The following is a 13,482-nucleotide window of genomic DNA, read 5'->3' on the forward strand; positions in this document are numbered from 1 at the left end:
GAACCACTCGATGGCGCTCGAGTGTTAACGCGCATCGGGCAGCCCTAAGGCTGTAATACGAATGCGCATTTTCAAATCCGCTCTTGATGACCGCTGTCATGACTATATCCAGCAGGAGAAACCACTTGATCCCTCTAAAGTGTGATTTGTAGCGTCCACGCCTCTGGCACAGCTATTTCGACCCATCAGTCGAATTTCGCACGGACACAAAAGCGTAACGACCAGAATTGGCACGCCGAACGCGTGCCTGGAGGCTTGCCGTGCTCAGAGAGCACGGCAAATGGACACTTAGAGTGTCGAGAGGAAGGTACTGTTGGTCTTTTGCCACTCGATAATATCGAGACGGATGCGCTTCTTGTCGAGCTTGCCCACGCTGGTCTTGGGAATTTCAGTAACAAGGGCTATTTGACTGGGGATTGCCCACTTGTTGATGTGCCCCAATTCGACGAAGGGTTTCAAGTGATCCTTCAACTCCCTGGCGCAAATGCTGTGCCCATCGCGAATGACCAACAACGCAAACGGCCGCTCGCCCCACTGCGGATCGGCAATCCCCACCACCGCGACTTCGCGTATCGCCGGGTGACGACTGACCAAGTCTTCAAGGGCCAATGACGACACCCATTCCCCACCGGTCTTGATCACGTCTTTGATCCGGTCACGGATATCGATCACGCCCATGCTGTCCAGTGTGGCGACGTCGCCAGTGTGTAACCAGCCTCCGGCCCACAGCTGCGCGCCTTTTTCCGGTTCACGGTAATAGCCTTCCGTCAGCCATGGCGCACGCAGGACCAACTCGCCCTGGGTCTCGCCATCAGCAGGTAGAAAATTACCCGCCTCGTCGATGATGGCCGCGTCGACCAACACCCCCGGCACGCCGGCTTTTATTCGGTAGGTCGTGCGCTCGTCGTCGCTGCCCGCGAGCATTTCTTCATTCAAATGCGCCACGGACACCAACGGGCAAGTCTCGGACATGCCGTAAGCCGCCGTTAGTTGAATGCCTTTGGCCTTGGCCGCTTCATAGGTGGTGCGATTGAGCGCACTGCCACCGATGATGATTTTCCAGCCGGTGAAATCAGCGTCCTGCGCCGACTTGGCGTTGAGGACCATCTGCAAAATGGTCGGCACACAGTGGGAGAACGTCACCTTTTCCTTGCGCCACAACGCCACCAATAACTCGGGATCGTAACGACCCGGATAAACCTGCTTGAGCCCGAGCATCGTCGCTGCATACGGAACGCCCCACGCATGCACATGGAACATCGGGGTGATGGGCATGTAGACATCGTTGGTGCCAAGCAAGCGCACACTGTCGATGCAGCCCATGATCGTCGCCACCCCCAGGGTGTGCAGCACCAGTTGCCGGTGCGAGAAATACACGCCTTTGGGGTTACCGGTCGTACCGGTGGTGTAGAAGGTGGTCGCGACAGAGTTCTCGTCAAAATCCTCGAATTCGTAGTGGGTACTGGCCGTCGCCAACAACGCTTCGTACTCACCGATCAGGTTGGGCAAGTCAGCGGTTTTCTCGGGAGCATCGGTCAGCAACAGCGTTTTTTCGACACAGGTCAGCTGTGGCGCCAGCGCGTTGTAGAGCCCTACGAACTCGCTGTTGACCAGCACGAACTTATCCACCGCATGGTTCATGGTGTAGAGGATTTGTTCCGGCGACAGCCGCACGTTAATCGTGTGAATCACCGCCCCAATCATCGGAATAGCAAACATGCACTCCAGATACCGGTGACTGTCCCAATCCATCACCGCCACCGTGTCGCCCGCCTTCACCCCGGCGCTCGTTAAAACATTGGCCAGACGCGCAATACGTTCGTTAAGAGTTGGGTAGCTGTAGCGCAACGTATCGCGGTAAACAATCTCGCGAGTTTTTTCGTAGCGGCTACCTGACATCAACAACCGCTTGATCAGCAACGGGTATTGATAGGCACCATCAGCTGGCGCAATGACGCGAGTCTGCAACATACGAGTTCCTTTTTATAAGTGCACAGGCGTGGCTGAAAAATATGCACTGTAGAGACGTTGCTCGCCAGCTAAATCAGCCGAAGGGATGATTTGAGGGGTTGATGTGGATAGCGGCCTGTGGCCACTTCGAATGCCGGATGTTGGCGCAACACAACCTTCTGTAGAGCCAACGTGTTGGCGAAGCGGTGTGTCGGCCATACCGTCGATATTCAAACTGTGGGAGCGCGAAGCGGTCCCACTGGGCAGACTCGTTTTCAACTAAAAAAACTGAGTCGTAGGTTTTACGACTGCTGCGCAGCCGATCGCGGGCAAGCGCGCTCCAGAGTGTTCCGCAGCTAGGTGTTTACGGGCTTAAGCGCCTAAGTTTGGGGCCGCTTTGCTGTAGTTATTATCCTTAGGAAATTACCCACGCTCGTGCCGGAATCCCCCTACGACCTATGTCAGCAAAGACGTATATATATCTATTTTTTGCTACCGGACACTTCCCGGGTCCTTCCTCTCAGAAGCCCCGTCAATGTCCAATGCCCCGAAATTCAGCCTCAGTGTTCAAGGAAATGAACAGCGCGACTTGCTCGTTTTAGCCTTCGAGGCTGAGGAAGCAATCAGCGCCCCGTATGAGATCGTCGTCGACGTTGTGACCGAAAGACCGCCTCGGGAGTTGGCAAGTCTGCTTCATAAACAAGCTTATCTATCGTTCGGTGATCAGGGGTTGCACGGTCACATCTACTCGATCGCTCACGTGAAGACTGGTAGGCGGCTAAGTCACTATCAGATAGTCATCGTTCCGTTTCTTCGCTACCTGCAACACGCAAAAAATAGTCGGATTTACCAGGGGCTCACGGTCGAAGAAACGATCCGCGACGTGCTCAAAGGCCACTGGCTGCTGAAAGGGCTGCACGTGCAATTCAACATTGGTCCTGAAAAACCAATCCCTCGTGAGTGTTGCGTCCAGTACCAGGAAACCGACCTCCACTTTCTAAGCCGCTTGTGCGAAGAGGAAGGCTACTTCTACTACTTCGAACACTCGCCGGACGGTCATCAGCTGATTTTTGCCGACCAGGAAACCGAGTTTTACCGTAAGCACACGTCGCCATTGATGGTTCCGTTCATCCCTATAAATGGAATGGCCGCAGCACATCCTGTGATTCAGGATTTCAGCGTACGCGTTGAAACACGCACCAGCCGTGTAGTTCATCGCGATTACGATTTCGAAAAAGCGCACTTCTTGTTGGAGTCAGTCAAGGATTCGGAAGTATTTTCGAACCTGGAAGACAATATCTATCCTGGCCAATTTTTTAAGCTTCCAGACGGCTCCGTGCGAGTAAACCGGGCGCTAGAGCGGCATCGGGCGGATTTCAAACTTGCTGAAGGTCAGAGTGATCAACCGCTATTACGCAGCGCTATGCCCTTCCGGATGGAGGCACATTCCGACCCTGATTGGAACGCAACCTGGGTGCTCCGCTCGGTACACCACAGTGGACGAGCCCCTCACATCCTTGAAGAGTACGCTGAAGCTGATAGCCGTCTAGAACCCGGCCGTATCGCTCAGGGCTATCGCAATACCTTCACGGCTATTCCTGAAAAAGTCCAATTTCGACCAGCCCTCAAACATCCAAAACCGACAGTACTGGGTGCGCAGACAGCGGTGGTAGTTGGCCCCGAAAATGACGAAACTCATTGTGATCAGTATGGCCGGATAAAAATCCGCTTCCATTGGGAACGTAATGACAGTGACACCCCCCCTCCAACCAGTCGCTGGGTAAGGGTACGCGGTAGTTTTAGTGGCGACGGATTCGGCATCGTTGTCCTCCCTCGGGTGGGCATGGAGGTCGTGGTCGACTTCATGAACGGTAATCCGGATGACCCGATTGTCATCGGGTGCGTTCCAAACAACGTCAATCCCACACCGTATGAATTGCCGGCCAACAAAACCAAAAGCGTTTTCCGTAGCCGCAGCTCTCCCGATGGAACCGCTGGTAATGAACTCCACCTGGATGACAAAAGCGGCGATGAACTGATCTACCTCCACGCCCAGCGCGACATGGAGCAGTTGGTTCAGAACGATTTGCGAATCGAAGTCGGCAATGAACGCCTAGAAACAATTAAAGGCAAGAGCACAACGGTGATCAAGGGCGACGAACATCGCACGGTCACACAGGATCGCAAAGTGAACCTCGCGGCGGGCGACAACCTGAACGTAGCCAACAACAGCCACACCCGCGTAGGCCAAGTGCTGGTGGTCGAAGCCGGAGTCGAGGTTCACTTCACGGGCGGCCAAAACCTGGTATTCGATGCAGGCGAAAGCTTTTCGATGAAGGCCGGAGGTCATCATCTCCTCATGAATTCAGCAGGAATTTTTACCAGTACCGCCATTCTTCCCGGCGGTGTGCCGATACCAGGGTCCCCCGTGAATCCTCTGTCGCCAGGCGCGGTAAATCCTCTGGTCGCAGGACATTTTGACGTTTCACGCCAGGATCTGACAACGCGTGCGACACCTCTAACAGCCAGCTCCCGCGCATCGGCGTCCGCCACCCCAAAAGCCTGCGATCTCGACAACCTGTTCTCCGATTGACCTACCGGAATCTCACTATGCAAACCTTTCAATTCCCGATCCGCAAGGCGGATGGCAAACCCTTTGCTGACGCCGAGCAACTGCATCAACTGTTGGAGAAAGAAACGTCGGGGTTCTACTTATTGAGCAAAAGCGGCTTCTGGCACGGCGGTATTCATATCAGCAATGAAAGCGCCCCGCACTGCGTCCACAACGAACCGGTGCGCTGCATCGCCGACGGTGAAGTGGTCGCTTACCGCTTGAATGCCGACTACCTCGATTCCCAGTTCGAACAGGACGCAAGTTGCCTGCAACTGAAATACTCCACCTCGTTTTGCTTGGTCCGCCACACTTATCAGTCACCGCCCAATCCCGAAGAAGGTCCCGACCACGGCAAGCAAAACAGCCTGACCTTTTACAGCCTGTACATGCACCTGCTGCCCTTTGAGCGCTATCCGAATGATGACCCGACCTACGCCAACCGCGTGCAAGTCGGTTTCGGCGACCGCGCAGCCCGCAATGTGCCCTTGGGTGAACCCGGCAGTAAAAAGATCGGGGTGATCCTCGCTGGCAGCGTGTTCGACATTCTTGAAGAGCGAGAAGGCGCCGAAGGCTATCGCTTTGCCAAAGGCCGCCTTGTCTGGGCACCACCCGACGGTCCATTCAAACCCGGTGCAGAACTCTGGTTCGCCAGCCACCAACACGGGCAACCCATCACCCCAGATAACTGTCGGTTGCTGTTGGCCAAGGTGCTGCCACCTGCGCGAGCCCGACCTGTGTATTGGCAAGGCATGGTTGAAGCCCGCGTGCGGCAGTTCCACGGGTTGGACATGCATCGCGCCCCAGAGAATAACGAACCGGGCGCCCGCTACGGCGTGCGGGAACAGTTACCCTCGGGCTATACCTTTCGTTTTGATAACGCACACACCGTGTTGGTCAACGCACCGGATGGCACCCGACGGCCCATGGCGCGCTGCACCATTGCCCCGACCACCATCAGAGGCGAGCCTCTCATTCAAGCGTTTTGGGCCTACGTGGATGACATTGAGCTGGAGTTTCCGCGCACTGAGCCGGTCGGTCTGGACAGCGTTATCGTTCCCGAAAAACCGATCCCGATCAAAGCTGGCGCCCCGGTGGGTTACCTGGGGATGTATGAAACACCCGCCAAAACCGGCAAGACATCCAAACACCAAGTGCACGTGGAAGTTTTCACCTGCGACCCGAACCTCGACGCTTTTCTCAGCAACGAAGCGGGCCTTAAACAGGGCAAGCAATACCTTCACGTACCCAAGTTGCAAGCGGACATCGTGGCTCAGGACACCGAAAGCGAACTCCGGAGATTTCTGTTTCAAGACCATGTGTTTGACCTGAACAAGCTGCCGGTCGTAAACGACAAAAACGGTGCTCCCGCCTACAAGATCAACGTTCAGGAAAAGGTCGCCACCCCCAAGGCGCCGATCCGTAACTTTGAAGCATTGATCAGTAAACAGGGTGTACAGGACGGCACGACCAAGGCCCAGATCGTCAGCCAATACAACCTTAAGGCGCTTGGCTTCAAGGTCGTCGAGCAAGGTGCCAATACTTGTAGCCCGCTGATTTCAGGGAAGGTATGTAATTTCTATAGACACCTGCACGCGTTGGCCGATGTCAATCACGACGGAGATGTCAGCGCCGAAGAACTGCGGCTGACACTGAGAAACCCCGCGTTCAGAAATCGCTGGTCAAAACTCATCACCCACCACCACACCGAATGGCAAACCACCGCCGACGCTGCCAACTGGCAAGCGTTTCGGGACCGTCTGAGTCACGACCCTGAGTGGCTGCGGCATGAGAGTGAGCGGATTAATAACTTGGTGTTTTGGGATGAAGTGGCGGAGAAGGTTGGGCTGCCGGTGGATGGGTGGGTTTCGTATTTTCATCCGGTAGAGTTTGTTGGGGCTATCTCACCGATGCGTCGATACGAGTTTACTGTCGATTTTTTAGAAACAGTGTTAGGGAAGACGGGGGATTGGTTTACTGGTGTTGGCGGAGACAAAACCTTTAGGGAAATATTTAAAGCAAACTACCCTAACCTATTTAATTTTGACAAATATAAATTTGTCGAACTATTAAATAAGGCGCTCAGCAAATATGGTATCAATAGCGGCTATCAACGAGCCCATTTTATTGCGCAGTGCTTTCATGAATCTGCACACTTTGAAACAACAATAGAGTTCGCATCAGGTGAAGGATACAATCCTGGCCGTCATACCGCAGCTGAAAAAAATGGTAACTCCGTGATCGGGGATGGTCCACGATATAGAGGGAGGGGATTAATCCAACTAACATGGAAAAATAATTATCAAAGATATTCCGATTTTAGAGGTGTAGACTTTGTCGCCAATCCAGACGAAATTGGAGCAGATATGTTTAACGCAATAGACGTATCTTGTTGGTATTGGAGATACAGTGGTGCGATATACTCCAAGCATAATTCTCGCGGAGATATCAATATTTTAATTGATAACGAAAACAGCAACGTTGAATTAGTGACTCTTGCAGTGAATGGTGGGCGCAATGGATTGCAAGAAAGGGAAAAAATATTTAAGTTGATAAAACAAGAATGGAGCTTAGAGTGAATACTGTAGCAGGGATCATTCAAGCTTTGAGAGCAAATGGGGGCGCAGTGCTGCGACTAAGTATCGTATTCACTCTTTTCATCAGTCGATTTGCGATTGCGGGAAATACACCGATGGTCTCTAACTTGATCGTTGACTATCCAAATGTCAGGATATTATCCTGCGATATTATAACGTGTGAACCGTTGAAATTATCCAACGTTTTTTTGGATGAATGGAATGACAGCTCCCTATCTTTGGTTGATATCAATCTTGATGGTCACTTAGATATTATATTGACGCGTACTGGAGACGTGAATTTATGCTCTGTCGCCTATAGCGTTGATCGTCATGCCCGAACACTGTCAGCAATAAACATTGACTCTTTATGCAACTATCGACTAGAACATGAGTATCTTATAAGTACTTATCGCACAGGTGCCAAATGGTTTGAAGATATTTATCGCATCAAAGATGGGGTCTTCCATATCTATATAAGAGACGAATGCTTAGATTGCGACTACATCAATCGTACACTGTATACGGCAAAAGGAAAGCAGGAAATGTTAGTTACCAGTGATGATAACTTTCAGGAACGCTTATTAAAAAAGGCTAAAGTATTATCCGAAAGGGCTAGCCTTTACTCTTCTCCTAGCAGCAAACATCGCACTAAAGCATACTTAATAATTGGTGACGAGATATTTCTTAGTGGTTATTTTTCAGAGAAGGCTGAATCGTGGTTCTATGTACGGTATGAAAACATCAATGGCCGTTCAATATCACGCTGGATAAAAGAGAGCGACTTGGAAATTATTAATTAATTTTGGATTCCGAGAAGGTCGAATGTAGAAGACAAGCTCAAATATATTGCTGAGTTCATTCTGGTTATTATTCTTGTTGCCGGTGCATGCTGACGACGAACTTTATGTAGCCCCGGCGAGGATCCTTATTTCAGTTGCCGATTGGATCGTAATTTAATTTGCTAATAGCTCCATATATTTAAAATGGTGAATAGTGTTTTTACTTAAAGCAAACTACCAATAATATGGAATCTTCCTTAACGGTTGTTTTGGGGGGTATGGAATTTGTTCTTATTTCTGACCTATTACGCATCAACTGAGTAAATTTAAGTTGCTAAAGATTGCGAAGTCGTTTTGACCTCGGAAGGATTTCTTAGAGGCAGGCTGGGTGTTGGTGAAATCTTAAGAATTAAACATTAGCGGGTGGTTGAAGTGTGATGATTTACATGGGTGCTAATGTTAGATCATTACAGATGAAATTTCTCATCAACCAAAAACCATTTAGCCTACCCCGTCCTGGATCAGCCGCTGAGCAGGTAGACGCTATCACCAAAGCAATCAACGAATTTACGAGTAGCTGCGCCTTGCGGAAAGCAAACTTGTCAGGATCTACGGCGAGAATAACATCTTTGAAAAATTTTAAGCTCATCTTAACTTTATTACTGAGTTTTTCCATTACCCCCATAGTTCTAGGATCGAACTCTGAGGAGCATCATTATACAGGCGAACTGCACCCGCCTGTAATAGCTTCACGCGGCGACGACAAGATAGTGGTTTTCTTATTTTAACAAATTTAAAAATTTAATCACTTCACACAATGTTGCTCAGGGGGACATCTATTATTACTTCCCTTTATCCAATCAGCTTCGGCATGTATGGAAATTAGAAGCCGATGAAATCATTTCAGTCTTTTTCTATACTTGGAAGGCATCCGGAATAGGGGGGAATCACTTTTCATCATATCTAAAGATGTGAGATCTGGCAGATCATATGAAGGGTTCTATTATTCCGTAACTGAGTTTCCTTTAATAAAAGAAAACGGGCACTTGGGGCTTGCCTTCTTTCCAGGAGACCACCAAGATGAAAAACTGCAAAACTGCTTTGACGGTATGGATTTAGAAAACAACAAACGAATTTCCTGTAGTCTTAAGGACGCAAGTAGCATCAAAGCATATCTTAAATTACAGGACGCGCGACAATTGGAAGTCAACAAAAAATGATAGCGGACGTGGTTGCGAACTACGCCTGCGAATAACTACTATAGGAAAGGATTGAGTGGAAATCGGTTTCATACACTGCACCGCCACTTATTTGAAAACGGTAAGAGTTATTTTAATGCATACGCATAATAAACGGCGCTGACGGAGCGCCGATTCGAACATTACGTTTAAAAATTCGAAGAATAATGTTACTCAGCATGAGAGAGACGGTCTATTTTCCCAACGAAACAACAGCCGGGATTTTACGACTGCTGCGCAGCCGATCGCGGGCAAGCGCGCTCCTACATGCGGCCTGGCCCTAGTCCGACTTGCCTGTGAATGGACCCGTCCCCCCTCAATGCACCGAAGTAAACGCCAACTTAACCCCCAACGCGACCAAGACCACACCCATAGTCCGGTCGAACCAATGACCCATCCGTGCAAACCCTGCGCGCACGCGTTCCTGGCTGAACAACCGCGCTACCAAGCAAAACCACACCCCGGTGGCGAGGGCGAGGTAGAGGCCGTAGCCCGCTTGCACCAGCAGCGGTGTGTGCGGGTTGATGACGACGGTGAACAACGAGAGGAAAAACAATGTGGCTTTGGGGTTGAGGCCGTTGGTGACGAATCCGCTGGTGAAGGCACCGCGGGCGGTGCCTTCGCCCACGGGCAGTTTGATCGGGGCGTCGGTGGCGCTGGCGGGTTTGGCGCGCAGGGCTTTGATGCCGATGTACAGCAAGTACGCGGCGGCGGCCCATTTGAGGGCGTTGAACAAGACGATGGATTGCGAAACGATCAGGCCGATGCCCAATAGCGAATAACCCACGTGCAGGAAAATCGCGGTGCCGACGCCCATGGCGGTCCAGGTGCCGGCTTTGCGGCCGTGGGTGACGCTTTCGCGGACCACGACGGCGAAATCCGGGCCGGGGCTGGCGACGGCGAGCAGGTGAATCAGGGCAACGGTTAAAAATTCCGTCCAGTACATGGGAGCCTCCGCATCGAGCGTAAATTTTGTGAGCAAACAGTAAAGCGTTCGCCACAGTACGCCTTCACTGCTCGGTGCCATAGGTACAGTTGCGCAGCAATGGAGCGAAGCAGGTGCGGGCAATCAAACCCGCGCCCTGCCCGCACAATCAGTCGGTGTTGCGTTGGTTATGGCTGGAAACGAACTGACGGAAACGCTCAGTCGGCAGGCCTTCAAACAGCTCAGCCGGGGTGCCTTGTGCGTCAACCAACCCGCCGTGCATATAAATGACCCGGTTCGACACATGGCGTGCAAAGCCCATTTCGTGAGTCACCACCAACATCGTCCGGCCTTCTTCGGCCAATGAGCGCATGACCCGCAGCACTTCGCCCACCAGTTCGGGATCGAGGGCTGAGGTGGGTTCGTCGAACAGCATGACTTGCGGGTTCATCGCCAAGGCCCGGGCGATGGCCACGCGCTGTTGCTGGCCGCCGGACAAATGCGCGGGGTAGTAATCGCGGTGCTCATACAGGCCGACCTTGTGCAGCAACTGTTCAGCGTCTTCGATGCACTCGGCACGCGGGCGTTTGAGCACACGCATCGGGCCTTCGATGACGTTTTGCAGCACGGTCATGTGCGACCACAGGTTGAAGTTCTGAAACACCATGCCTAAGCGGCTGCGCATCCGTTCAACCTGGCGGGCGTTACTGGGCAGCAGGCGGCCATCGCGGTGACGGGCCATTTCAATCGCCTCGCCGTCCAGGCTGATAGAGCCTTCGTCTGGGGTTTCCAGCAAATTGATGCAGCGCAAAAAGGTGCTTTTGCCCGAGCCGCTGGCACCGAGAATCGAGATCACATCGCCTTTGTGCGCGTCCAGGGAAATGCCCTTGAGCACGTGGGCTGAGCCGTAGGATTTTTGAATGTTGCTCACCGACAGGGCGGTGTTTGATTGAGACGTCATGACCAGCTCCGCAGCGAATTAGGGATGAGTGGGTGATGTAACGGCCGTCTTTGATTTAGGCGTTTTCGGCGAAGCCCCGGCAGGTCGTTCACGAAGATGAGGCGAAAGACGGTGCTCGATCCAGGCCACCGCACGCACCACCAGAAAGTTCAGGACCAGATAAATCAACGCGGCGCAGAGGAACACTTCCATGGTCCGGTAGGTGCGTTGGATGATTTGCTGAGCGACGCCGGTGACGTCCCACACCGTGACCAGACTGGCCAGCGCGGTGGACTTGACCAGCAGAATTGCTTCCGTTGAATACGCCGGCAGCGCCTGACGCAACGTCACCGGCGCAATAATCCGATACAACAAGGCCCACGGCGACATGCCAATGGCCTGCCCCGCTTCGATCTGCCCATGGGGCACGCTGAGCAGACCGCCCCGGATGATTTCAGCGGTGTAGCCGGCCGTACACATGGCGAGGGAAAGTACCGCGCACCCGTAGGGAGATTTCAGCACCACCCACATGAAACTGTCGCGAACCGCCGGAAATTGACCGAGGCCGTAATAGATCAGGAACATCTGGATCAGCAGCGGCGTACCGCGAAAGATCATGATGTAGAAACGCGCCGGGTAGCTAAGGATGGCCCAGCGGCTTACACGCATGGCGACGATGCCTAGGGAAAGGGTCAGGCCCAGCACCAGCGAGCAGAAAAATAACGTCAGGGTGGTGGGCAGAGCGGCCAGCAATTTGAGCATGGTGTCGGCGAGAAAGGCGAAATCGATCATGGGATATTCTCCTGCCTCAAGACTGTGTAGGGCTGCGGCGCTGGGTACGGCGCACGCGAGCTTCAGCGATATTGAAAATGCGACCCGAGAGCCCGGTGAGGACCAGGTACAACGCGCCGCCAACGATGTAGAACGTAAAATATTGCCGGGTCGAACCGGCCGCGACTTGGCTGGCGCGCATCAACTCAACTAAACCGATCACCGAAATCAGCGCCGAATCCTTCAGGCTCATTTGCATCACGTTGCCCAGACCCGGCAGCGCGTAACGCATGATTTGCGGGATCAATACCCGCCTGATGCGCATGGCTTTGGTCATGCCAATGGCCAACGCGGCTTCCAGCTCACCCTTGGGCACCGCAATGAAGGCGCCGCGATAGACTTCCGCCTGATACGACGCGGAGATCAGTCCTACTGCAATGGCGCCCACCAGAAACGGTGGGACATCGATGTAACCGTCAGCCCCAAACCAGTGGCCGACCGCAGACACCACGGTTGCGCCACCGAAATAGAACAAATAGATAACCAACAGCTCGGGAATGCCACGGAACAGAATCGAGTACAGATCCCCCAAGCCCCGAAACACGCGTCGACGGGATAGCTTCGCCGCGGCAATCACACCGCCGATCAATGCGCCGATCAACAATGCCGCCAGCGTCAACAACAGTGTGGTGCCAGCGGCCTTGAGCAACGCCATGCCCCAACCCGTCTCACCGAAGCTCAGCATCTGCAAGAGATTCATATACAGGTTCCTGCGAGTCGCTTATTTGAATCCCGGCGCCGTTAAGGCGCCAGGTACGCCAGCTTCACGATTTCGGAGTCAAATCCAGCTTGAACCACTTTTCGCTGAGCTTTTTAACTGTGCCGTCAGCCAATGCTTCTTTCAGCGCAGCATCAAACTGGGCTTTCAAATCTGCATCTTTCTGACGGAAACCCAAGGCTTCGCCATCGCCCCAAATCGGGCCGGCAATCTGTGGACCGGTGTAGGCGAGGTTTTTGTTTTCCGGCTTGTCCATCAGTGAGTTCAAGAAGGTCACGTCGTCGAAATCCACATCGATTCGACCCGCCTGCAAGTCTAGAATCGCTTCTGCCGAGCTGCTGTATTCACGAATAGTGGCGACGTCTTTGAACTGTTCATCAATGAACGGGGTGTAGACCGTGCCCGATGCAATACCGATGATTTTGCCCTTCAGCGCAGCCCGCAAATCTTCAACACTGGCGCGGACCTTTTTAGCATCGGTACCCAATGTGATGCCGTCTGCCTGACCGGTTTTACCCGGCAGCAGTTTTGCGTCCAAGGCGACGAAGCTCGCCGGGGTGCTCGCATACGGAATCGAGAAGGCCATGACTTGTTGGCGCTCTGGCGTGATCACGATCGCGTCCATCAGCACGTCGAACTTGCCCGAGTTCAGGCTGGCAATCATCCCATCCCAGTTCTGCACGACCACGTTGCATTTCAGTTTCATCCGCTGGCAGAGGATGTCCATCAGCTCAGGCTCGAAACCCCCAATCTTGCCGCCCGGCAGCGTCAGGTTCCAAGGCTCGTACGCGCCTTCGGTGGCGATGTTCACCGACGTCCAGTCTTTGGCATGCACAACCGGCATAAACGCCAGTGCCGCTGCACTCACAGCTACAAATCCAAACCAACTGATTTTCTTCGACATCGTCATC

The 13,482-nt window shown here is 52.9% G+C and carries 9 protein-coding genes; 3 read left to right on the top strand and 6 right to left on the bottom strand.

Features of this window, described 5'->3' with window-relative positions; translation table 11 throughout:
* Positions 1-288 precede the first annotated feature (288 nt).
* Positions 289-1,971 carry a fatty acid--CoA ligase gene (locus RHM65_RS01170; protein WP_322184169.1) on the bottom strand — a complete coding sequence of 561 codons (1,683 nt, stop codon included), beginning with the start codon at positions 1,969-1,971 and terminating at the stop codon, positions 289-291.
* A gap of 514 nt (positions 1,972-2,485) precedes the next feature.
* On the opposite strand from RHM65_RS01170, the gene RHM65_RS01175 reads away from it, so the two are divergent.
* The 3 genes from RHM65_RS01175 to RHM65_RS01185 are packed head-to-tail and all read left to right on the top strand — an operon-like array spanning position 2,486 to position 7,940.
* The gene (locus RHM65_RS01175; protein ID WP_322167767.1) at positions 2,486-4,543 is read left to right on the top strand and encodes a type VI secretion system Vgr family protein; all 2,058 of its coding nucleotides are present in this window, start codon (positions 2,486-2,488) and stop codon (positions 4,541-4,543) included.
* A gap of 17 nt (positions 4,544-4,560) precedes the next feature.
* Positions 4,561-7,140 carry a glycoside hydrolase family 19 protein gene (locus RHM65_RS01180; protein ID WP_322167766.1) on the top strand — a complete coding sequence of 860 codons (2,580 nt, stop codon included), beginning with the start codon at positions 4,561-4,563 and terminating at the stop codon, positions 7,138-7,140.
* Positions 7,137-7,940, top strand: a complete 804-nt coding sequence (locus RHM65_RS01185) for a hypothetical protein (protein WP_322167765.1) — start codon at positions 7,137-7,139, stop codon at positions 7,938-7,940. The genes RHM65_RS01180 and RHM65_RS01185 overlap by 4 nt, the downstream gene beginning before the upstream one ends.
* Positions 7,941-9,473: 1,533 nt before the next feature.
* Here the strand turns inward: RHM65_RS01185 and RHM65_RS01190 are convergent.
* The 5 genes from RHM65_RS01190 to RHM65_RS01210 form a co-directional block, all read right to left on the bottom strand.
* Positions 9,474-10,103, bottom strand: a complete 630-nt coding sequence (locus RHM65_RS01190; RefSeq protein WP_322184172.1) for a LysE family translocator — start codon at positions 10,101-10,103, stop codon at positions 9,474-9,476.
* A 148-nt stretch (positions 10,104-10,251) separates the two neighbouring features.
* The gene (locus RHM65_RS01195) at positions 10,252-11,043 is read right to left on the bottom strand and encodes an ABC transporter ATP-binding protein (protein WP_322167763.1); all 792 of its coding nucleotides are present in this window, start codon (positions 11,041-11,043) and stop codon (positions 10,252-10,254) included.
* A gap of 18 nt (positions 11,044-11,061) precedes the next feature.
* On the bottom strand, positions 11,062-11,814 hold the full coding sequence (locus RHM65_RS01200) for an ABC transporter permease (RefSeq protein WP_322167762.1): 753 nt from the start codon (positions 11,812-11,814) through the stop codon (positions 11,062-11,064).
* Positions 11,815-11,830: 16 nt separating this feature from the next.
* A complete protein-coding gene (locus RHM65_RS01205) occupies positions 11,831-12,553 on the bottom strand; it encodes an ABC transporter permease (RefSeq protein WP_322167761.1) in 723 nt (240 codons plus the stop codon).
* A 64-nt stretch (positions 12,554-12,617) separates the two neighbouring features.
* On the bottom strand, positions 12,618-13,475 hold the full coding sequence (locus RHM65_RS01210; protein ID WP_322167760.1) for a transporter substrate-binding domain-containing protein: 858 nt from the start codon (positions 13,473-13,475) through the stop codon (positions 12,618-12,620).
* Positions 13,476-13,482: the final 7 nt, after the last annotated feature.

The sequence above is a fragment of the Pseudomonas sp. CCI4.2 genome (assembly GCF_034350045.1).
GTDB lineage: Bacteria > Pseudomonadota > Gammaproteobacteria > Pseudomonadales > Pseudomonadaceae > Aquipseudomonas.